The 21,525-nt window shown below is 68.4% G+C and carries 22 protein-coding genes and 1 tRNA gene; 4 read left to right on the top strand and 19 right to left on the bottom strand.

Going from position 1 to position 21,525, the window contains the following annotated elements; genetic code table 11:
• Positions 1-58: 58 nt before the first annotated feature.
• The 4 genes from BS329_RS26610 to BS329_RS26595 all read right to left on the bottom strand — a co-directional run bounded on the left by BS329_RS26610 (position 59) and on the right by BS329_RS26595 (position 2,936).
• Positions 59-901 carry a hypothetical protein gene (locus tag BS329_RS26610; protein ID WP_076163985.1) on the bottom strand — a complete coding sequence of 281 codons (843 nt, stop codon included), beginning with the start codon at positions 899-901 and terminating at the stop codon, positions 59-61.
• Complete coding sequence (locus BS329_RS26605) at positions 898-1,410, bottom strand: SigE family RNA polymerase sigma factor (protein WP_076164429.1); 513 nt, start codon at positions 1,408-1,410, stop codon at positions 898-900. Before BS329_RS26605 ends, BS329_RS26610 begins: the two co-directional genes overlap by 4 nt.
• 205 nt (positions 1,411-1,615) lie before the next feature.
• Positions 1,616-1,963, bottom strand: coding sequence for a DUF952 domain-containing protein (locus BS329_RS26600; RefSeq protein WP_076163984.1), 348 nt, complete (start codon positions 1,961-1,963; stop codon positions 1,616-1,618).
• Positions 1,964-2,051: 88 nt separating this feature from the next.
• Positions 2,052-2,936, bottom strand: a complete 885-nt coding sequence (locus BS329_RS26595; protein WP_076163983.1) for a DUF5926 family protein — start codon at positions 2,934-2,936, stop codon at positions 2,052-2,054.
• Between the two features lie 287 nt (positions 2,937-3,223).
• On the opposite strand from BS329_RS26595, the gene BS329_RS26590 reads away from it, so the two are divergent.
• Positions 3,224-3,436: a hypothetical protein gene (locus tag BS329_RS26590; RefSeq protein WP_076163982.1), complete on the top strand. Its 213-nt coding sequence runs from the start codon at positions 3,224-3,226 to the stop codon at positions 3,434-3,436.
• 73 nt (positions 3,437-3,509) lie between these two features.
• Positions 3,510-4,679 carry a cytochrome P450 gene (locus tag BS329_RS26585; RefSeq protein ID WP_076163981.1) on the top strand — a complete coding sequence of 390 codons (1,170 nt, stop codon included), beginning with the start codon at positions 3,510-3,512 and terminating at the stop codon, positions 4,677-4,679.
• 43 nt (positions 4,680-4,722) lie between these two features.
• Here BS329_RS26585 and BS329_RS26580 read toward each other — a convergent pair whose 3' ends face one another.
• From BS329_RS26580 to BS329_RS26530, 11 genes are all read right to left on the bottom strand, one after another.
• Entirely contained in the window at positions 4,723-5,031 is a 309-nt protein-coding gene (locus BS329_RS26580; protein ID WP_076164428.1) for an antibiotic biosynthesis monooxygenase family protein, read from the bottom strand.
• 94 nt (positions 5,032-5,125) lie between these two features.
• On the bottom strand, positions 5,126-6,052 hold the full coding sequence (locus tag BS329_RS26575; RefSeq protein WP_084750294.1) for a DUF4328 domain-containing protein: 927 nt from the start codon (positions 6,050-6,052) through the stop codon (positions 5,126-5,128).
• A gap of 35 nt (positions 6,053-6,087) precedes the next feature.
• The gene (locus BS329_RS26570) at positions 6,088-6,438 is read right to left on the bottom strand and encodes a rhodanese-like domain-containing protein (RefSeq protein WP_076163979.1); all 351 of its coding nucleotides are present in this window, start codon (positions 6,436-6,438) and stop codon (positions 6,088-6,090) included.
• Between the two features lie 47 nt (positions 6,439-6,485).
• Positions 6,486-7,952 carry a solute symporter family protein gene (locus BS329_RS26565; protein WP_076163978.1) on the bottom strand — a complete coding sequence of 489 codons (1,467 nt, stop codon included), beginning with the start codon at positions 7,950-7,952 and terminating at the stop codon, positions 6,486-6,488.
• Positions 7,949-8,293: a DUF485 domain-containing protein gene (locus BS329_RS26560; RefSeq protein ID WP_076163977.1), complete on the bottom strand. Its 345-nt coding sequence runs from the start codon at positions 8,291-8,293 to the stop codon at positions 7,949-7,951. The genes BS329_RS26565 and BS329_RS26560 overlap by 4 nt, the downstream gene beginning before the upstream one ends.
• A gap of 137 nt (positions 8,294-8,430) precedes the next feature.
• Positions 8,431-10,221 (bottom strand): sodium/solute symporter, encoded by a 1,791-nt coding sequence (locus BS329_RS26555; protein WP_076163976.1) that lies wholly within the window; start codon positions 10,219-10,221, stop codon positions 8,431-8,433.
• Between the two features lie 31 nt (positions 10,222-10,252).
• Positions 10,253-10,777: a DUF485 domain-containing protein gene (locus tag BS329_RS26550; protein WP_076163975.1), complete on the bottom strand. Its 525-nt coding sequence runs from the start codon at positions 10,775-10,777 to the stop codon at positions 10,253-10,255.
• A 9-nt stretch (positions 10,778-10,786) separates the two neighbouring features.
• Positions 10,787-11,623 (bottom strand): LytR/AlgR family response regulator transcription factor, encoded by an 837-nt coding sequence (locus BS329_RS26545; protein WP_076163974.1) that lies wholly within the window; start codon positions 11,621-11,623, stop codon positions 10,787-10,789.
• A gap of 143 nt (positions 11,624-11,766) precedes the next feature.
• A complete protein-coding gene (locus tag BS329_RS26540; RefSeq protein ID WP_244197327.1) occupies positions 11,767-12,138 on the bottom strand; it encodes a carbohydrate-binding protein in 372 nt (123 codons plus the stop codon).
• Between the two features lie 297 nt (positions 12,139-12,435).
• On the bottom strand, positions 12,436-13,281 hold the full coding sequence (locus tag BS329_RS26535) for a S49 family peptidase (protein WP_076163973.1): 846 nt from the start codon (positions 13,279-13,281) through the stop codon (positions 12,436-12,438).
• A 19-nt stretch (positions 13,282-13,300) separates the two neighbouring features.
• Positions 13,301-14,596 (bottom strand): histidine kinase, encoded by a 1,296-nt coding sequence (locus BS329_RS26530; RefSeq protein WP_076163972.1) that lies wholly within the window; start codon positions 14,594-14,596, stop codon positions 13,301-13,303.
• Positions 14,597-14,764: 168 nt separating this feature from the next.
• Between BS329_RS26530 and BS329_RS26525 the strand changes: the two genes are divergently transcribed.
• On the top strand, positions 14,765-15,895 hold the full coding sequence (locus BS329_RS26525; protein ID WP_076163971.1) for a serine hydrolase domain-containing protein: 1,131 nt from the start codon (positions 14,765-14,767) through the stop codon (positions 15,893-15,895).
• A gap of 1 nt (position 15,896) precedes the next feature.
• Here BS329_RS26525 and BS329_RS26520 read toward each other — a convergent pair whose 3' ends face one another.
• The 3 genes from BS329_RS26520 to BS329_RS26510 form a co-directional block, all read right to left on the bottom strand.
• Positions 15,897-16,760, bottom strand: coding sequence for an Fpg/Nei family DNA glycosylase (locus BS329_RS26520; RefSeq protein WP_076163970.1), 864 nt, complete (start codon positions 16,758-16,760; stop codon positions 15,897-15,899).
• Positions 16,761-16,792: 32 nt separating this feature from the next.
• Positions 16,793-17,233, bottom strand: coding sequence for a DUF983 domain-containing protein (locus BS329_RS26515; protein ID WP_076163969.1), 441 nt, complete (start codon positions 17,231-17,233; stop codon positions 16,793-16,795).
• Between the two features lie 106 nt (positions 17,234-17,339).
• Positions 17,340-18,893: a sigma-70 family RNA polymerase sigma factor gene (locus tag BS329_RS26510; RefSeq protein WP_076163968.1), complete on the bottom strand. Its 1,554-nt coding sequence runs from the start codon at positions 18,891-18,893 to the stop codon at positions 17,340-17,342.
• Positions 18,894-19,090: 197 nt separating this feature from the next.
• On the opposite strand from BS329_RS26510, the gene BS329_RS26505 reads away from it, so the two are divergent.
• Positions 19,091-19,163: transfer RNA gene (locus BS329_RS26505), tRNA-Gly, on the top strand.
• Between the two features lie 275 nt (positions 19,164-19,438).
• Here the strand turns inward: BS329_RS26505 and BS329_RS26500 are convergent.
• On the bottom strand, positions 19,439-21,187 hold the full coding sequence (locus BS329_RS26500; protein WP_244197301.1) for a glycosyltransferase family 39 protein: 1,749 nt from the start codon (positions 21,185-21,187) through the stop codon (positions 19,439-19,441).
• Positions 21,188-21,525 lie beyond the last annotated feature (338 nt).

The following is a 21,525-nucleotide window of genomic DNA, read 5'->3' as shown; positions in this document are numbered from 1 at the left end:
GAGAAAACCCGGGCTCTCCCCCTTGGAGCAGCCCGGGTTTTCCGTCTGTGCGGACGGCTCAGCCGAACTGGCAGTCCTGGTTGATGCTGGTCAGCAGAATGCTGACGGCCGATCCGTCGTTGGCCACGAAGATCCGGTACGCGCTCACCGCGCTGGCGGGCGCGACGTAGGCACCGCCGTCCTTGGTGCTGCCGGGATACGCGGCGAGGATGTCCGCCTCGGTCGAGCCGACCCCGATCCCCTCGGGGGTGTGCACCGTGCCGGCCGGGTTGATGACGGTGATCCCGTCGCTCTCGGTCAGCGACACCGACGTCGGCCCCGGAACGGCGGATCCCTCGGCGTATCCGTACGTGCAGCCGCCCCGGACCTCTTTCGCCCGCAGCGGCCCGGTGGTGGCCTCCGCCTCGGACTCGCTCATCCCGAGCCGGAGCTTGCCGAAACCGGCGGCGGTCAGCAGCGAGCCGGTGGTCACCTTGCCCTGTGCGGGCGGCTTCGTGGCCGTGGTGCTCTTCGGCGGCTTGACCGGGCCACCGGAGACCGTCGTCGGCGGTGGCTGGGCCGCCACGCTCGAATGCGGCGCCGAGGACGACGCCGGCGGTGGCGGCTCGGCCGCGGGCCCCGGCTGGACCTGACTGGTCGCGGACTGCCCCAAGCCGAGCTGCCCGGAGGGGAAGACCGCGCCGTTGTCCCGGTCATGGATCGAGAAAACGGTGAGTCCGCTGCCCACCATGACCACCGCGGCGGCCATCCCGGTCGTCGTCTGCATCATCTGGCGGCGGCGACGGCGGCGTTTGGCGCCGGCCACGATCGTCTCGGGATTCAGCGTGGACGGCACCCCGAGCCGATCGTCGGAGAACAGGTCGCGCAGCTTCTGCCGCACGTCCTCCTCGGACATGTTCATCCCGCTTCCCTCCCTTCGCCTTTGGCCTCGAACAGTGCGAGCTTCGTGCGCAAGGACGTGATCGCCTTGCTGGCCTGGCTTTTCACGGTGCCCTGGCTGATGCCGAGCGAATCCGCGATCTCCGCTTCCGAAAGCCCCTCGTAGTAACGCAGCACCATCACCGCGCGTTGCCTCGGCGGCAGCGCGCGTAACGCCTGCCACAGCGGCTCGTGTTCGAACGGGTCCGCCGGACTGTACGGCCGCGTGTCCGGAAGGTCGGCGACCAGGCTCTCCCGTTTGGTCCGGCGCCACCGGCTGACGTGCGCGTTCGCCATCGAACGGCGGATGTAGGCCATCGGGTCGCCGGTCTTGTGCTGCACGTAGGACCAGCGGGAGCCGATCTTCTCCAGCACGGTCTGGACCAGGTCGGCGGCGTCGTGCGGATTCCCGGTGAGGGCGTGCCCGTACCTCAGCAGACTTGGCAGGCTTGCCCGCACGAAGTCGCCGAAGTCGGTGAGCTCGCCCGGCACGTCACTCCCTCGGCTCTCGCCGGCCCCCCAGACGTCCGTCCCCGAGATGACCGTCGCGGCAGCGGTCACCGTATCGCCTCCTCCCGGGATTCCACGGCCAGGCACACCTGGCTCACCTCTCCCGAAACGCATGGCCGCCCCCACAGGTTGTCTCTTGCCGCGAACTGGTTCGAGAGACGCCCATACGGATGACGAGTCGCCCGCCTCAACGTCTCGACAGGGACTCGGGAATCCTGAACGAACCATCCCCCCGAACAGGGAATTCGTGGACGGCCACCACGGCGTTACGAGGTATCGGCCCGTACACGTGGGGGAACTGGACACCGGCCGGATGCGGCGGGTCGCCGTCCTCCCAGACGACGGGCGCGCCGACGAGCGCCGGGTCGATCTCCAGCAGCACGAGGTCGGTGCGGCCGGCGAACACGGCGTTGGCCGGGATGTGCGCGGTCCCCGGGTCCGAGCAGTGGATGAAGCCGTCGGTGTCGAGCGACGCGGCGGTGTAGACGCCGCCTTCGGGCGCCCAGTCACCCTTCGGACAGATATGAACGATCACGCACCCATCCTGACGCAATTCGTCCTCTGGTTGCGGTAGTTGCGTGTGCGACTACCGCAACCAGAGGACGAAACGCGAGGAGGTGGGGTCAGCGGATGGTGAGCTGGCGGCCGATCAGGCCGTCGCGCGAGCGGCGCTCGGTGGCGTTGAGCGGCTCGGTGTCGAGGGACTTCAGCGCGGCATCGAGCCGGACGCCGAGCTGGTCCTTCGCGTCGGCCCATTCGCGGGCGTGGGCCTCGGGATCGAGATCCCATACCGGGACGAGCAGCCCGTGCGCGCGGAACGAACCGGCGTAGCGGGAGCCCTCGCCGAGGCCGAGTTCGCCGGCTGCGGACAGCCGCGCAAGCGCTTGCAGCAGCAGGTTCTCCGGTTCGGGGCGGACCCAGCGCAGGTGCGCCTTCTCGCCGGCGAGCACCCAGTACGCACCCGCGCCGAGGCGCTCGGTCGGCATGATCGCCGCGTTCGCGCGCTCGAGGGACAGCGCGACGTCGCCGCTCGCGTCGGCGTCTTCGGGCAGCCACCAGGCGAAGTCGTTGTAGAGCGTGGCGTCGAGTTCGACGCTCGTGTCGAGCACGTCCTGCAAGCGGGCCTTCTCGTCGGCGGTGGGCGGGGTCGTCGTGTCCGGCACGGACAGGACGTCGCCCTCCTTCGCCTCCAGCACCCACTGGAGCGACCGGCCGAGGTCGCGGCTGATGTCCGAGGAGCGGGTCTGCACCTGCATCCCGACGTAGCGCTCGCCGTCGGACCGGACGAACGCGGCCGCCGCCATCGGCAGCACCGTGCCGAGGGTGACCTTCTCACCGGAGCCCGCCAGCGTGAGCGACGCCGTCGCCGAGGGGACGAATTCGCGCAGCGCGATCAGCTCGGTCTCGGCCGCGAGACCCTCGAAGGGCTGGCCGACGAAGACATCGCGCACCTTCGGCTTGCGATCCGAGGTCGTCTTGGGACCCTTCTTGCGCGAACCCTTGCCCACGTCAGCCTCCTCAGCTCGGTTCAGAACGCTATCGCGGGAAGGGCGCGCGGCTCTTAAGGCCCCCGGGGTTGGTGACGAAGACAGCGCGAACGACACCCGGCAGCCCGCCGGATCGACCGGATCGGCCGGTTTCAGCGGCCATTCGGGTATCACGGAAACGTGACCGCGGAAGGTCGCCACCATCCGGACGATCTAATCGCGGGTGATCAGCCTGCCCTTTTCCCCGTATCTCGGCGAATACTTGATCTTGGCGCTGATCGCGCCGTATCAGCGAGAAGGGATCACAGATGAGCAACTCCAAGCGCCGAGCCGCACTGGCTGCCTTGCCCGTGGCACTCGGGCTGCTGGTGGCGGGCCCCTCGGTGGGCATGGCTTCGGCCGCGCCGCAGCAGGCCGAGAAGAGCGACCAGGCACGCTGCCTGCTGCTCTGTTTCGGCCATTACCACCACTCTCATCATTACCACCATCACCACGGCTACCCGGGCTATTGGCTGTACTGACAGCTCCGCGACCGCGCCGGGGTGGGCTCCCGGCGCGGCGCTGTCCCGGGCCCGGTCGAGTTACAGTCGGCGGGTGTTCGACCTCGCCGATCCGGCCTTCCTCGCGAACCCGTATCCGTACTTCGCCGACCTCCGCGAGCGCGGCGAAGTCCACCGGCACGACGGCCTCGGCATCGCCGTGGCGGTGTCGCACTCGGCGTCGGCCGCCGTCCTGCGGCATCGCGGGCTCGGCCGGATCTGGCGGGACGCGCTGCCGGTGGAGCGGTTCGCGTCGTTCAACCTGCTGCACCGCAACTCGTTGCTGGAGAACGAGCCGCCCGCCCACACCCGGCTCCGGCGGGTGATCGCGGGCGCTTTCGGACGCGGGCACGTCCAGCGGTTGCGGCCGATGGTCGCCGAACTCGCGGACGGCATGGTCGACGGGCTCGCCGCCGAGATCGCCGAAACCGGCTCGGCCGATCTGCTGGCGCACCTCGCGCAGCCACTGCCGGTCGCGGTCATCGCCGAACTCCTTGGCGTCCCGATCAAGGACGGGCCGCGCATGGTCACCTTGTCGAACCACATCGTGAAGATGTACGAGTACGGCCTCGCCGAGGAGAAGCGCGACGCCGCCGAAGCCGCGTCGGCGGAGTTCGTCGAGTACCTGCGTGACGTGGCGAAGCAGCGCGCGAACTCCCCTGGCGACGACATCGTCAGCGACCTTCTGCGCAGCGAACTCACCGAAGACGAACTGGTTGCGACCGCGGTCCTGCTCCTGATGGCCGGGCACGAGGCGACGGTGAACGTCATCGGGAACGGCGTCAACGCGCTGCTGACCCACCGCGGCCAATGGGAGCGGCTGGTGGCCGCACCGGATCTCCTGGACCCGTGCGTCGAGGAGCTGATCCGCTTCGACTCGCCGCTCCAACTCTTCGAGCGGACGGCGACCACCGACGTCGAGATCGCCGGGTTCCGGGTGGCCGAAGGCGAGAAGATCGGCGCGCTTCTCGGCGCCGCCGCGCGGGATCCGAAGGTGTTCGACCGGCCGGACACCCTCGACATCGGCCGCACGCCGAACGCGCACCTCGGCTTCGGCATGGGCATCCACTACTGCGTCGGCGCCCCGCTCGCGCGGGTGGAGATCGCGGCCGCGCTGACGGCGCTGACCACGAAACTGCCAGGGCTGGAACTCGCGGAGGCCCCGGAGCAGCGCCCGGAGTTCGTGATCCGCGGCCTGCGTTCGCTCCTCGTCACCACCGGCTAGTTCCTGCGTGCGTCGGCTCAAACCCCGAACTGGTCACCGTGCACTAGGGGTACTCGACGACGACCTCGTAGAGCGCGGCGTTGGGGGTGGCGACCTCCGCGGCGCGTTCGGTCGACGCCTTGAACACCTGGTTCTTCCCGGCCGCCTCCCAGGCTTCCCGGCTGTCGTAGTGCGTGACGTTGACGAGCTGGAAACGTGAATCCGGCAGCAGCGCGCGGTGGAGCTTGGCATCACGGAAGCCGGGCGCGTCCCGCATCAGCTTCGCGCGCTCGCGCCACGTCTCGACGAACTCGTCCACGCGGTCGGCGGGAATCTCGAAGACATTGATGAAGGTGACGCCGTCGTCGCTCATGATCACCAGTCTCGGACCTCGAGTGAGCTGGAGGTCAACGGTGACCTGGCTCACCGCGCGCGACAGCAAAGGTCCCTTGCTCTCTTTCCGCAGGTCAGCGCACGGAAGAGGCGGGACGCTCGCGCCGTTCCGGATCCGGAGCACCCTCCACCTTCAGCACGCGAAGCAGGCGGAGCTTCTTCTCCGCGACAGGTGCCAGCAGGCCGGACATGCGCTTCACGAGCAGAGCCGTCACCACCGCCAACCCGGCCGCTGCCAGGTCGGTCAGCGCGACCAGCACGACGCCGTCGGCCAGCGCCTGGACACCGTCGCGGAACCGCCAGACGATGACGAGGACGAGCAGCAGCCAGTTCAGCATCCAGACGCCCCACCACACCAGCACGAGCCGCGACGGCTTCGGCCGCGTTTCCGGCGTCCGGCGCAGGACGGCGTGTTCGAGTTCGGCGACGATCGGCAGCACCATGATCAGGTTCACCACCGGCACCAGCACGAACGTCAGCACCTGCCGCTGCCGCCTCGGCGGCACCTCGCCGGAGACGTCCGCGGCGGCGTGCCTCGCCACGAGCAGCCACCACACGGTGAGCCCCGACGGCAGCAGCGAAAGGATCGTCGTGAGCAGGCCGGTGGTGATCACGAAACTGTCGGAAACCGTGACGACGGAGGTCGACAACGCCGAGTCGCGGCTCTGCACGAGCAGGACGTAACGCCAGATCTCGGAGGCCGCGGCGGCGAGCGCCAGTACGGTGAAGGTCCACAGCACCGGCAGGAGACTGCGCGTGATCACCCGCAGCCGCTCGCCCGGCGTGACCTCGCCGGAGGCCGTGCCGGGGACCGCGGTCGGGCGGCGCCAGACCAGGTTCGGGAAGCCCCACCGCGGCGGGACCGGGTACGACGGCGGTCCGGAGTAGCGCTCGGCCACGGGGTCGCGCCTCGGCGGCCAAGCGCCGGGAGGCGGCGACGCGACCCAACGGACGCGATGATGCGCCGGCTGCCGCATCGGCGCCGGACGCACCGGCGGCAGTGGTGCCCTTGGTGGGTAGTGGCCTGGCTGCACGGTTACAGCACTTCGGGGTCGACGCCGGGATGGTCGCCGACCATCGGGCGCCCCTCCTGCTGCCAGGACCCCATCCCGCCGGCGACGTTCACCGCGTCCCAGCCACTCGCGTTGAGCCACGCGGCGGCGCGGGCGGAGCGCCCACCGCTGCGGCAGATCACGTAGACCGGCTGGTCGTCGGGCAGATCGTCGAGTTCGCCGACGCGCGCGGGCAGGTCACCCATCGGGATGTGCTTGGCGCCCGGCGCGTGCCCGGCGGCCCACTCGTCGTCCTCGCGGACATCGAGCAGCGCGACGCCGTCCTTCGGCAGATCACGGACGGCGACGGTCGGGATGTCAGCAGGGCTCACCACCCTGCCATCCTCGCATCCCCTCCCGTTGCGCGCGCGTGAAGCGGATCTCAGTGCTGGGTCGCCTTCTCCGCTCCCACACCGGTGAGGGAGCGGACCTCCATCTCGGCGTACTTCTTCTGGTTGTGTTCTGTGGACAGGACGGTGCCGAGCCAGCCGAGGAAGAAGGCGATGGGGATGGAGACGATGCCGGGGTTGTCGAGGGGGAACCAGTGGAAGTCGACGCCTTNNTTCGCCGACGCCGCCACCGCGAACGCCAGCGCCACCAGAAAGGCCACGTTCTGGTTCTTCGCGAGGATCCCGCCGACGATCGCGACCGCCCCGATCACCAGCGCGGTGATCCGCGCGACGCGGACCTCGCTGTCGGCGTCGGTCTTGCCCTTCTTGATCACGCTGGCGTAGACGTCGTGCGCGAACGACGCCGACGCCGTGATCGTCAGGCCCGCGACCACCGCGAGAATCGTCGCGAACGCCACCGCCGCGATGAACCCGAGCAGCACCGGACCGCCCAGTTCGAGCGCCAGCAGCGGCGCCGCGGAGTTGGTCGTGCCCGGCGCTTTCGCGATCACGTCCGGGCCGACGAGCGCGCCCGCGCCGTAGCCGAGCACCAGCGTGAACAGGTAGAAGATGCCGATCAGCGCGATCGCCCAGACCACCGATCGGCGCGCGTCCTTCGCCGTCGGCACCGTGTAGAAGCGCATCAGGACGTGCGGCAGGCCCGCGGTACCGAGCACCAGCGCGATGCCCAGTGACAGGAAGTCCAGCTTGGTCGTCTCGGTCTTGCCGTACTGCTTGCCCGGCCCGAGCAGCGCTTCACCGGTCGCGCCGCCCTTGTCGACGGCGGCCTGGAACAGGCTGGAAAGGTTGAAGCCGTACTTCCCGAGCACCCACAGCGTCATCGCAAACGTGCCCGCGATCAGCAGGACGGCCTTGATGATCTGTACCCAGGTGGTGCCCTTCATCCCGCCGATCAGCACGTACAGGATCATGATCACGCCGACGACGGCGATCACCAGGTCCTGGCCGAGGTTCCCCTCGATGCCGAGCAGCAGGTTCACCAGGCCGCCCGCGCCTGCCATCTGCGCCAGCAGGTAGAAGAACGAGACGGCGAGGGTGGAGATCGCGGCCGCCGCGCGGACCGGGCGCTGCCGCATCCGGAAGGCGAGGACGTCGCCCATGGTGAACTTGCCGGTGTTGCGAAGGAGTTCCGCGACCAGCAGCAACGCCACCAGCCACGCGACGAGGAACCCGATCGAGTAGAGGAAACCGTCGTAGCCGTTGATCGCGATGGCACCGGCGATACCCAGGAACGACGCCGCGGAAAGGTAATCGCCCGAGATCGCGATCCCGTTCTGCGGACCGGTGAACGCGCGGCCCGCGGCGTAGTAGTCGGAAGCGGTCTTCGTATTCCGGCTGGCCCGGAAAACGATCACGAGGGTGATCGCGACGAACACCGCGAAAATGGTGATGTTGAGCGCCGGATCACTGCCCTGGACGCCCGCGGCCAGTGTGCTCACCGTTCGGTCCCTTCGACCTCGTGCCGGATCTTGTCGGCGAGCGGATCGAGTTTCCGGTTCGCATACCGGACATAAAGGCCGGTGATCACGAAGGTCGACACGAACTGCAACAGGCCGAAGACCAGGCCGACGGTGATGTTGCCGAAGAGTTTGGTGCTCATGAACGCGGTCGCGTAGTCGGCGAGGAGCACGTAGAGCAGATACCAGAGCAGGAACAGCGCGGAGATCGGGAAAACGAATACCCGGAGCCGTCGTCGCAGCTCGGTGAATTCCGGACTCGCCTGCACCTTTTCCCAGTCGGATTCCGGATCGGACCCGAGGTCTTGATCGGTATCACTCACTTCGGACCTCCCACCTGACGCAACCACTCGCATATCGGTGTCACGGAAGATCATGCCCCTTATAGGGCGGGTGAGGGGCAATCCATTTGAGTGAACGGTACAACTCTGAGTAGACGGTGGGGACACGACCGGGTGAACTACTTCCGGTGACGACCCTTTCCGGCCGTCCGCGCCTTCTCTTCGGCCTGCCCGAACCGGGCGACCGCGCGATCGCGCATGAACCCGAGCGGGTCGGGCGCGTGCAGCCGCAGCATCACGCCGTGGACGTCGTCCGGCCGTCCGTACCCGGTCGCGCGGCTCACCACGTAGGTGGTCAGGAACGCGGCGGGCACGGTGATCAGCGCGGGCTGGTTCGAGAACCACGGCGCCCAGCCACCGGTGTACTTGCTGACGACGTTGACCACCAGCGCGGTCAGCACCAGACCGCCGCCGACGAGCATCCCGGCCAGCGCGCCGGGCCAGCTGAGCTTCCGCCACCAGACCCCGAGCAGCAGCAGCGGACTGAACGTGGACGCGGCCAGCGCGAACGACATCCCGACCGAAAGCGAGAGGTCCTCCGACGGCAGCAGCACCGCCAGCGCGAGCGGGATCAGCGCCACGATCGCCGTCGCCACCCGGAAGTCGCGGACCCGGCCGGGCAGCAGGTCGGTGGACACCACCCCGGCGACACTCACCAGCAGCCCCGACGAACTGGAGAGGAACGCGGCGAACGCGCCTGCCGCGGTCACCGCACCCAGGATCTGCCCCCAGAGCCCGGGGAGGACCGCGGACGGCAGCAGCAGGACGGCCGCGTCGGTCTTCCCGGTCACCAGCAGTTCCGGGACGTACATCCGCGAAAGCGCGCCCAGCAGCGTCGGGAACAGGTAGAACAGGCCGAGCAGCAACAGGACGTGCACCGTCGTGCGGCGCGCGGCCTTGCCGTCGGGGTTGGTGTAGAAGCGGACCAGGACGTGCGGCAGGCCCATGGTCCCGAGGAACGTCGCGAGGATCAGCGAATAGACCTGCAAGAGATCCGTGAGACTACCCGAACCCGGCCGCAGCCAGTCGCCGTTGGAGGCGGGCGCGTCACTGACCACCGGGACCGGGGTGCCCGCGGTGAACTTCAGCGTCGTGCCCTTGGCGACCTTGTGCCCGGCTTCCGGTGTCCACACCGCGAAACCGTTGGCCCGCGCGCCTTCCACCTGGCCGTACGCCTCGAGGACGGTGACCGAGGTGACCTTCAGCGTGACGTCGGTCTGAACGGAGATGGTGGTGTTCTCGGTGAACATCGGCGGCGCGGGCTGCCCCAGCGGGCGCGCGCTGCCCGGACCGCCGGAGCCGACGAACACGATGCACAGGACGAACGTCGGCACCGCGATGGCGAACAGCTTGAGCCAGTACTGGAACGCCTGGACGACGGTGATGGCGCGCATCCCGCCCGCGATCACGTTGAAGCCGACCACGAAGGTGACCAGAAGCGCTCCGGCCCACACCGGCACCGGCAGGATGGTCGTCAACGTCAGCCCGGCGCCCTGCAGCTGCGGGACCATGTAGAGGATCCCGATGAACACCACGAACGCCGTCGAAACCCGGCGCAGCATGGTCGAGCCCAGCCGCATCTCGACGAAGTCCGGCAGCGTGTACGCGCCGGACCGCCGCAGCGGCGCGGCGACGAACAGCATCAGCGCGAGATACCCCGCGGTGAAGCCGATCGGGAACCACAGCGCGTCGGCGCCGTCCTTGAGCACGATGCCCGCGACACCCATGAACGACGCGGCGGACAGGTACTCGCCGGAGATCGCGGCGGCGTTGCGCCGGGAACGCACGGTGCGGCGGGCGACGAGGAAGTCGTGCGTGCTGACGGCCGACCTCGAGGAGCGATGCCCCAGGTAGAAGGTCAGGACCGCTACCAGCACGATGCCGGCGATGGCCCACGGATTCAGCTGCACGGCACGAATCCTCGCATGTGCGGCTCCGCGATCAGTTCTCGATCATGTCGACGAAGTCGCGTTCATGGCGTTCGGCGAGCCGGTTGTACCAGAGCCCGATGCCGAACAGGAACGGAAACGGTGCCACCCCGAGGATCAACCAGGGCAACGGAATGCCGACGACGACCACCCGCCCGAACGACGGGATCAGATAGAACAGCACCGGAAGCGAACACAGCGTCACCATCACCAGCAGCGCCAGCAGAGAGGCCGTCCGCAGCTGGCTCTTCACCAGATCCCGGACGAGGAGCTTTCCCCAGCTGGTCTGCTCTTCGAGTTCGACCCTGGCCCGCAGGGTGCTCGTGGCCTGCCGCGGATCGGCGAGGATCACTCGCTGCCGCTTGGGTTTCGCGTGGTGTTCGGGCTTCGCCTGCTCGTGCTTCGGGCCGGACGGCGCACCCGGCACGGGCTCGACGACGGCACCTTCGGGCTGCGGCGGTTTCTTGTGCCTGCCCTTGCCCAGCGTCGGGTCCGGTTCGCGGACGCCGTTGACGCGGCGGTAGAAGTCGTCGGTCATGTCCCGCCGCTACGTCGACCGGTTGGCGCCGACGAGCCGGTCCTTGAGCGCGCGCGTGTGGCGGCGGCTCACCGGCAGCACCTTCTCCTCGTTGCCGATGACGACCTGGTAACCGCCCTGCCCCATCCGCAACTCGGTGACCAGCGGCAGCGAGACCAGGAACGACCGGTGGATCCGGACGAAACCCGCCTTCTCCCAGCGCTCTTCGAGTTGCGCGAGCGGGATGCGGACCAGGTGGCTGCCGTCGGTGGTGAACAACCGGGCGTAGTCACCCTGCGCTTCGACCCACCGGACCGAAGACCGCGGGATCAGCTTCGTGGTGCCCGCGAGCTCGACGGGGATGACCTCGTCGTCGTTCTGGACGAGCCCCGTCCCCTCGGGACCGCCCCGCTGCGGCGCAGCGTTGGCGGCGAGTTTGTCGATCACGCGGACGATCGCGCGGTCGAGCCTGTCCTGCTGGTACGGCTTAAGCACGTAGTCGAGCGCGCCGAGGTCGAAGGCGTTGACCGCCTCTTCGGCGTGCCCGGTCACGAACACCAGCGCCGGTGACGGACGTAGCGCGGCGAACACGCGGGACATCTCCATGCCGGACAGTCCTGGCATGTCGATGTCAGCGAACACCGCGTCCACGATCGGGAGGCCGCGCGCCTTGCGGTCGCCGAGCCTCGGGTCGTCGGTGGACAGCAGGCGCAGCGCCTCCGAAGCGTCGATCGCCGGGAAGACCAGGGCGACGTGCGGGCTGTTCCGGAGACAGTGAACCAGTTCGTCTAGCCCTTTGGGCTCATCGTCCACCGCAAGGACAATGAGCTTCCGGGTGTCATCGTGAGCACTCACAGTGAGTCGCATAATGCCCATTGCCGGGTTCCCTGTCCAGCCCGCTTCACGAAAGTCGAACGAAAGGACGGCACCGGCACCCCCGCGCCTGGGGTGACCGGTGCCGTCATCTTTTCCGGTGACACGAACCGCCTAGCCGTGCCACATCTCTTCCTTCACGGGGTGAAGGTGAACCAGTTGACGCTCACGAGATCGGCGGGCTGCCCGCTCGCGAAGGTCAGGTAGACGTCGTGCTTCCCGGTGATCCCGCTGATGTTCGCCGGAACGGTCCGCCAGTTCTGCCGGCCTCCGGTGTCGCCGACGGCGAAGCTGCCGACAGGCGCGTTCGACCGGCTGTCGAGCCGCACCTCCACGAGTCCGCTCACGCCGCCCGCCACCCGCGCCTGGAACTGCCTGCCGGTCCGCGTCCCGAAGTCGACGCCTTGATACAGCGCCCGGTCGCCGTTGCCCGCCGGGCCGATGTTCTGGCCGCCGGACGTGGCCTGTTTGGCGCTCCCGGCGGCCTGGCCACAGGACTCGGCTTGGATCGTGCCGTACGCGCTGCCACCGCCGGGAGAACCCGTGGTCGTGGTGCCGAAGTTGTTGTCCGGGAACGCGCCGCCGATCGCGACGTTCAGTAACGGACATCGGACCTCCTCGTCAACACTGCCGAGGGTTTGTTGCCGTTCACAACAAAGCGGTATGTCCGATATGACACCTGGTCTGAACCACTTACGCCTACCACCGTTCGGGTGAACCGGGCGAGGCGGTCACGGCTCTAGGGCGTTATGAACGGACCTTTCATAACAAAATTTGTTACGAAAGGTCCGTTCATAACAACGCGGTCAGAGACCGAAGCGGCTCCAGGCGGCCTTGTGCTGAACGGCGTCCAGCAGAGCGCTCGCCGCGGCGGGAGCGCCGATGCCGAGCCGCGCCAGCAGCGCCTTCTTCGGTTCGGCGACCGAGATCTCGGCGTCCGGGTACCGCTCGGTGATCACCTGGCGGAGGCTGCCGACGCCGTCGATGAGACCGAGTTCGACCGCGCGGGCACCCAGCCAGACGTCTCCGTTGAACAGGTCGTCCGAACCGGAAAGGCGCTCGCCCCGGCGCCCGGTGACCCAGTCGACGAACAGTTCGTGGAGCTGCCCGTGCATCCTCTTCAGCCACTCGACGTCTTCCGGCTTCTCCGGGCTGAACGGGTCGAGCCGGGACTTGTTCGCCCCCGCGGTGTGCAGCCGCCGTTCGATGCCGAACCGTTCCAGCAGACCGGTGAACCCGAAGCCGCCGCTGATCACGCCGATGGAGCCGACCATCGACGTCCGGTGCGCGTAGATCTCGTCGGCCGCGCAGGCCAGCCAGTAACCACCGGACGCGGCGACGTCCTCGGCGAAGGCCAGCACGGGCACGTTCTTCTCGTCGGCGAGCTGGCGGATCCGCTCCGCGATCAGGCCCGACTGCGTCGGCGCTCCGCCCGGCGAGTTGATCTGCAACGCGACGGCCTTCAGCCGGTCGTGCGCGAAAGCGCGCGTCAGCGCCGATTCGACGGCGGCGAGGTTGATCGATCCTCTCGCCAGGGGCGACGGGGTCGGCGTGATGACCCCGTGCAGCTTCACCACGGCGACGACGTCCTTGCGCTCACCCCGTTCGCCGATCATCGGGAGACGGGAGGTCAGCTTGTCCGCAACGCTCATACCGCCAGGTTACCGACGTTCAGGACGGCAGCACGCCGCTGCGCGAACCGGTCACCCCGCTGGCTTCGTTCGGACCACCCTGTGGCGGGACCGCGGCACTGTCGGCCGAGAAGTCCGGCAGGTTCGGCCGCACGCCGGGCATGAACTTCGGCACCCGCAGCGTCACCTTCATCCCGGCGCCGGGCGCTGTCTCGACCATGAGCGCGTAGTCGCGGCCGAACACCTGCTGCATCCGCTGGTTGATGTTGCCGAGGCCGACGTGCGCGCCGGTGCGGTGCTGGCTGCGGAGATCCGCGAGCTTGGCGGGTTCCATGCCGATGCCGTCGTCCTCGACGCTGATCAGCGCCTCGGCGCCGTAATCCTCGGCGATCACCGTGACGCAGCCGCCGGACGGCTTCGACGCGAGGCCGTGTTTGACGGCGTTCTCCACCAGCGGCTGGATGATCAGGAACGGCACGACCACCGAAAGCACCTCGGGCGCGATCTTCATCCGCACCTCGAGCCGTCCGCCGAACCGGGCGTTCTCGATGGTCAGGTACCGGTCGATGTTCCGCAGTTCCTCGGCGAGTGAGGTGAACATGCCCGACGTGCGGAACGAGTAGCGCGTGAAGTCAGCGAAGTCCTGAAGCAGCTCTCGCGCCTCCTCCGGGTCTGTCCGGATCAGCGACGAGATCGTGTTGAGCGCGTTGTAGACGAAGTGCGGCGAGATCTGCGCGCGCAGCGCCTTGATCTCCGCCTGCTGGAGTTGGTTCTTCGATTCGTCCAGGCGCGCCAGCTCGAACTGGGTGCAGACGAACTGGGCGACCGCGTCGGCCATCTGCACCAGCCGCCCGCGTGTGCGCCCGACGACCAGCAGCGCCGCCTCGGTCTCGCCCTCGACGATCAGCGGCACGATCACCGCGGTCCGCATCCGGCAGGTGCCGCGGTGGTTGCACGGCATCTTGTCGTGCGCGACGACCTCGCGGCGGTGCTTGCGGATCGCGTTGCCGATGGCGTCGACCAGATCGACGTAGTGGTCGTTGGCCTCGCCGTCCCAGGACAGCAGCGTGCCCTCGCTGTCGGTGATGCCGACGGCGACGCAGTCGAGCATCTCCAGCAGCTGGCTGGTGATCTTGTCGGCGACCTGTTCGTCGAGCCCCTCGCGGAGGTCGGGCGTCGCCTTCGACATCCGGTGGACGGCTTGCAGCACCGCGTTCTCCACGATGCTCGCGGGACGCCTCAGCTTGATCAGCAGGACGACGACGAGGATCGCGAGGAGCAGCGCGACACCCCAAGGGATGATCTGCGCGATCTCGAGCCCGGACACGGCGTCCATGCTCTGCGCTCGACCAACCGGGTGCAAGGTCTGCTCCCCACTTTCCGTTGAGTTGTGACAACTGAGGGTGCGGCCGACCCTACCCAAGATCGGGGGTTCTCCTCAGGGTCACTCCCCGTGGCATCGGGAAGACTGTCCGCAGGCAATCGCTTCCGGGGGAGGAACACAATGCGCGGAACGGGGAAACTCGCGGCGGGTGCGCTGGCGGGAGTCCTGCTGGCGAGCGTGGCGGCGGGCACGGCGGCAGCGGCGGACGATCCGGTCCGCGCGGCGGTCGGGCACCTGGTCGCGGAAGGGGGATTCCCGGGCGCGGTTGCCGAGGTCCGGGACGGTGAGGCGGTCTCGCGGTTCGGCGCCGGGTACGCGAACCCTGTCACGCGTGAACTCGCGGGACCGCATCACCGGTTCCGGATCGCCAGCAACACCAAGGCGTTCGTCGCCGCGGTGGTCCTGCGACTGGCGGGTGAAGGCGCGCTTTCGCTCGACGACACCATCGAGCGGCGACTCCCCGGCGTGGTCCGCGGACCGGGCTACCAGCCGGAGAAGATCACGGTGCGCATGCTGCTGAACCACACCAGCGGGGTGCACGATCCGCTGGATCCGCACTTCTTCGACCCGTACCTCGTGCGGGAAGACCGGGCGCACGTCATCACGCCATCGGAGGTGATCCGGCGGTCGCTCGTCGATCCGCCCTCGTTCGCGCCGGGTACCGGGATCGAGTACTCGAACACGGGATTCCTGGTGCTGGGAAAGGTGATCGAGAAGGTCACCCACCACGATGTCCGCGAGGAGATCCAGCGGCGGATCCTCGGGCCGCTCGGTCTCGAGCGGACGTATTTCCCGGTCTGGTCGCCGTTTTTGCGAGGCCCGCATCTGCACGGATACGACCTGAGCGAGCCCGCGAAGGACATGACCGTGTTCAGTCCGTCGTACGACTGGACCGCGGGCGCGATGGTGTCGACGGTCGGCGAGCTCGCGACGTTCCATCGCGCGCTGCTGGCGGGACGGCTCCTGGAGCCCGCGCAGCAAGCCGAACTCAAGCGACTGGTGCCGCACAGCGAGTTCGGTGCGTACGGCGCCGGTGTCGAGACGCTCAACCTGCCGTGTCCTGGCGGTCCGAAGACGGTCTGGGGGAACACCGGGGCGGGGCCGGGGTTCTACAGCGTCTCGATGAGCACCGAGGACGGCTCGAAGCAGATCGTGCTGGCGTTGAACGTGTACGACCTGGCGAAGGAGGTGGCACACGAGGATTCGCTGCCGAGCAGTCCGCTCCCGGCTGTGGCCGCAGCCCTGTGCTGAGTCACTTCAGCAGTCGCGACATCCGCCGGTCGGCCAGTGGCTTGCCGCCGGTCTGGCAGGTCGGGCAGTACTGGAACGACTTGTCCGCGAACGAGATTTCACGGATCGTGTCGCCGCAGACCGGACACGGCAACCCGGTCCGCGCGTGCACCCGCAGCCCGGACCGCTTCTCCCCCTTGAGCCGGGCCGCCGACTGGCCGACCGAACGCGTCACGGCGCTGGTCAGCACTTCACGGATGGCCTCCGAGAGCCCGTCGAGCGCTCCTTCGGACAGCTTTCCGGTGGTGGCGTAAGGAGAAAGTTGCGCCATGTGCATGATCTCGTCGGAGTAGGCGTTGCCGATCCCGGCGATCAGCGACTGATCGGTCAGCGCCGTCTTCAACCGCTCGGTGCGTCCGTCGAACAGCTTCTCGAGGCCCGCCCGGTCCAGTGACAGCGCGTCCGGCCCGAGCCTCGCGATGCTGGCGACCTCCTTCTCGGGATCGCGCACGATCCAGACCGCCAGTCCCTTCTTCGTGCCTGCCTCGGTGAGGTCGAAGCCCGGCCCGGCGGCGGCGTCGAGGTGGACACGCAGCGAGATCGGTCCCTTGCCGGGTTTGAGCGGCGTCGGCGACAACGCGTCGGACCAGCGCAACCAGCCCGCCCTCGCCAGGTGGACGACAAGATGGAGATCGCTGGCGACGAGGTCGAGATGCTTGCCGAAGCGACCGGCCCCGGTGACCTCGCGGCCGTGCAGCTCGGTCCACGGCGGTGTGGCCGTCTTCAGGACACTGAGGGACGACACGTCGACGCGAAAGACCGTCTTGCCCACCGCGTGTTCACGCAGGTGGTGAGCGAGCGCTTCGACCTCGGGTAACTCGGGCATGGCCCCAGTCTCGCGCGTTCAGGCCGCTTCGACTACTCCACCGGGTGCAGCGGGCCGTCGAAATCCGGCAGCGAGTGCTTCTGGATGGTCTTGGTGATCTTCGAGACCTCGCCGCGCACGGTGAACATGCCCCGGATGGTGCCCACCCAGCGTTCGGACGGCCGGTCGCCCGCCAGATCGCCCTCGGTCTCGGCGACCACGGTCCACGGGCGGCGCAGAATCCACCGCAGCGGGAAGAACAACGCGATCAGCAAAAGGGCCAGCGGAACCCAGGACGGGATCATCACGTCCGCGGGCGTCCACATGATGAGCACGATCGCGAGCAGCGCCGTCACGACGATCATCGCGATACCCGGGCCGTAGCTGCCGGCCACATCGTGCTCGAAGTCGTCCGCGGTCGCGGGAGCACGCCATTCCATCTGGGCTCGGACCACCCAGTCACGGCCGTCCTCGCCGTGCACCAGCCGGTTCATTCAGTCGCCTCCCGCGCGGCCGCTCGCTCGTGGTGAGCGATCTCCACCGTACCGTGACCACGGCCGGATTCGCGAGAGTTCGAAGGCGATATGTCCCTCTCGAGCGTTAAGGGCACGTCGGGTAGTCGACGCCCGGTTCCGGATAGTGGGAAGTGGGCTTCACCGGGCTCGGCTCGTCCTCCGGAGGCTCGCCGGACGGCGTCTCGGTCGTACTCTCAGGAGTGCCTGTCACCGGCGCGGGGGCCCCTTCCGGGTCAGTGGTCGACTCCGGCGTGTTGTTCGGATCCGGGGACTCCCGCGGAGTGGTCGTCGGCGGACTCAGCGACCCCTCGGGCGGCGGGATGTCGTCCCGCTTCGAGGTGGTCTGGTTCGAGCCGGTCTCCGTCGTGCCCTCGTTGCGCGGCGAGGTCTCCTCCTGCGAGGGAACCAGGCCAGGCGGGGGTTGCTGCGGTTGCGGCTGATGAATGTCGTCGCCGACGAGTTCCTTCCGCGGTTTGCCCGCGCTGGGCAGACTCGGCATGTCGGCCACGCCGAGTTCCGCCGCCGGGCCCCGCCCGGTCTCGATCGGCTGGAAACCCTTCCCGTGCAACCGGTCCTGGGCGACCCGCTGCGGCGGGATCTCCACCGGCCCACCTTGATCCGGCGGGGCGACCTGCGCCGGCAGCAACGCCAGCTCCGGCAGCCCGCCACCGGACAACCCGATGGTGTGGGTGACGTCGGTGCCGAACACGGCCGGACCGGCGACGATCCCGACCGCGCCCGCGGCGGCCGTCGAGGCCACCGCCAGCCCGACCTTGACCTTCGACCCGAGCAAGATCCCCTTGACCGACGCGGCCAGCCCGGACAACGCCCCGGAAGACCCACTCGCGTAGATGCCGACGGCACCCGGCACCAGCAGGGCCACCACACCGGCGTGCGCCCGCAGCGAAGAACAGACGTCACGCAGCTCGTCGTGCGTGGCCCGGCAGGACTGACACCCGATCAGATGCGCCTTGATCCGGCGAGCTTCGGCACCGGTGACACTGCCTGCGGTGAACCCGCCGAGCTTCTCCACCACCGCACGGCACGAATCCGGCCCGCGGTTCACCGACAGATGCGCCTGGAGATACGCCGCCCGCAGCCCCTGCCGCGCCCGGCGCGCCAACGCCGCCGTCGCGTTCGCGCTCAACCCGAAATGCGGCGCGACCATCGAGGGCTGCTCACCCTCGACCTCCGTCTGCCACAACACTGAACGCCAGCGCTCCGGCAAACTCGTGAAAGCGGTCGTGATCAGCGAATGCTCGGCCGTACGGGCATGCGTGTCCGCCCCCGCACCGGCCCGGAACGTCAGCTCGTCGTCGCTCACCGGCACGTCACGACGCGCGCCATGCCACTCCCACGACACCCGGCGAGCCACCGTCAGCAGATACGCCCGGACATAGTCCCGCGGACCCGCGCCCCGGCGCAGCGCCTGAAGCACCCGGAAGAAGGTTTCGGCCGTGATGTCCTCCGCCTCCGACCGATCGGAGGCCAGACTGCGCGCCAGCCGCCGCACCGCGGCGGCGTGAAGCTCGAAAAGCTCCCCGAAGGCGGCGTCCTCCCCCTCGCGGAGCCGCTGGAGCAATGCCTGCTCGTCGGATTCCGAGACCGCCTGAAGCGGCACCGTGCCCTGCTCGGTCATCCGGCCAGGCACCTCCTCCCCGAAGGACTCACCATTCGGTCGAATGGGGACACCATACGGAGGTATGCAGCCGTCGTCACCCCTTGTACGCCAGGCGTGACACCGGAGCACGTGCCGGGGTGGGTCAAAACGGCTACAGACGGTCGGTGTATGGTTGTCCCACTGCTTCAAACGAGTGTCGAAGCAGTGAGGTACATGCGGATGTAGCGCAGCTGGTAGCGCATCACCTTGCCAAGGTGAGGGTCGCGGGTTCGAATCCCGTCATCCGCTCGCATGCGGAGTTCTGTGTCCAGGGAACGCCTGGACCATGACCTGCTCGCCATAATCCCCGGGGGCCGAGCCCCCCGGACCCCCACGGTTCGTTCACCTCACCTTTTCGGGCGGGTATGGGGCACGTTGATCTCTCTTGTTCTTCGGTTTCCCCGTTGTTCTTTTTGGTTACTAAGTGCTACAGGTTCAGTGAGCGGAGTCACACGACCGTAGTAATTCGGATTTGCGCATAGGTGGGGTGAGGGCGCACCGGTGGATCCGGTGCGCCCTCATGCTCAGGAGGGCACGCAGGCAGGCTGCGGCCGATGCCAAAGGGTCACCAGCCGGCCGTTCGGTAGGGGCCGCGTCGCCACCGGCGTGAATCCCGAAGCCGCCGCGGCGGCCGCCATGGCGGGCGGATCCACCTTCGGCAGGAACTCGTTGTTCAACCCGGTCGCGGTGAACAACAGGCAAGCGGTGCTAGCGTCACCGGAGATGCTGTCCTGATACCGGGTCAGCCAGCGCTCGTAATCCGGCTGCGTGTTCCCCGCCTCGACCGGCCTGATCTGCGGCACCGCCACGCCGTACCCCAGCTTCCGGAGCACGGCCAGCTGCACCGTGTTGGTGTTGAAGATGCGGTCACGGAAACCGAACGCCGTCACCCCGCGGATCGCGTGCCGGTCGACGATCTCCTGCGCCGCCCAGTCGGCCACGACGATCCACTGCTTCGCGTCCTCCGCGCTCACCGGCTCCGGGTCATCGGTCTCGACCCCGAGTCCCGCGTACTTCTGCGGGACACCCCGGCCGTCGGTGACGGTCACCCGCCCGACCAGCGGCAGTTCCGCCTCCCACAACCGCGCCGTCGGTGCGCTCAGATCCAGCTGCGGGACCAGCGCCACCACACTGATCGCCGCGACCACCACCGGCAACGCCTCGCGCAGCCGGACATGCAGGCGATACAGCCCCCACAACGCGACCAGCAGCATCGACGGGGCCAGCGGCAGGGTGAACCCGTTCCCCGTGGTCTTGGACGTCACGAAGGCCGTCACCCCTTCCACCACGAGCACCGCGGGCGGGAACAGCGGCGAAGCGATCATCGCTTTCGCAGTCTCCTTCGCCTGCCCTCCCCGCAGCTTGCGGATCGCGACGAAGAGCGCCACGACCAGCCCGGCACAGAGGAAGAGGACGTGCGGCAGGTATTGCTCGAGGGTCAGGAGGTGCAGCCGGTACGCCCAGGCGGCCGGGTTGAAGATCCCCGCTTCGGTCCCGTACTCGGCGGACTGCGGCCCATATCCGAAGCCGGTCAGATACCGGTAGACCTGCGCGCCGTTGGGGATCAGCCAGATCGCGGCGACACCGGCGGCCGCCACCGCGGCGATCCCGAAGCGGATCAGGCTTCTCTTGCGGTCCGGCGAGAGCACCGCCTGGATGAACGCGGCGAGCACCAGAGCGGGCACGAAGGCGATGATCATCGTCCTCGTGAGCGGCATGAGCCCGACGAAGACACCGAAGGCGATCGTGGACTTCGTCTTCGTCAGGCCTTCGGAGCGGATGAGGAAGTAAACGGCCGCCAGCGTCACGGCGGCCGCGGGCGCGCCGAAATGATAGGCCCTCGCCTCGACGATCACGCCGGGCATCGTGGCGACCAGCGCCGTGGCGAGCCACGCGAACGGCCTGCCCGCCACCCGGTTCGCGATGGCGTGCGTGAGCAGGATGATCGCTAGACCGGCGAGCAACGGCACGGCGAAGGCTGCGACCACGCTGGTGCCGGTCACGAAGAATTGCAGTGACGTCAGCGCGGGGGTGACGGGAGCCTGGATTCCCGGCGCCTCGACAGCCTGGATCCAGCCGAGCACGCCGTCGCGTACGGCCGCGTAGTGGTCGTTGAGCGCCATGCCGATGTAGCCGGCCTCGTCGATTTCCAGCACTTGGCCCTGGCGGTAGCCGATGATCCACCGGACGTTGAAGGCGAGCCAGACGACCGCCACCCCGAGCAGGACCCATGTGTTCACCTGGACGCGGCGAATCCCCCTGGTCAAGAGCATGGTCGAGAATCTAACCCGCGCCCAGGAGCGGTCGGAGCGCGGGCGGTTGAGGGTCGTGCTCGAGCGAAAGCTTCTCGACCAGGCCTCCCACTGACGCCACCGTCAAGCAGCACGCAGGGAAGGGCGAGGGTTTTCGTCCTTCCAGTCAGCAGCGCACCTGGCGAGAACGAAACCCGACGTCGTCAAAAATATCGCCTTAGCTCGAGTCGGCTTCTATTTTTCCTTTTGCAGAGGGAGAGGAGAACCAGCACCTTCAGCGAACTCGCGAAACCATGTCAAACCTTCCTCTGGAGACAGTGAATCGCAGGTCAGGTCATAACGGGCGCCGTCCGCCGCCG

The sequence above is a fragment of the Amycolatopsis coloradensis genome, assembly GCF_001953865.1.
Taxonomy (GTDB): domain Bacteria; phylum Actinomycetota; class Actinomycetes; order Mycobacteriales; family Pseudonocardiaceae; genus Amycolatopsis; species Amycolatopsis coloradensis.
This window is presented reverse-complemented; position numbering and strand designations above follow the sequence as displayed.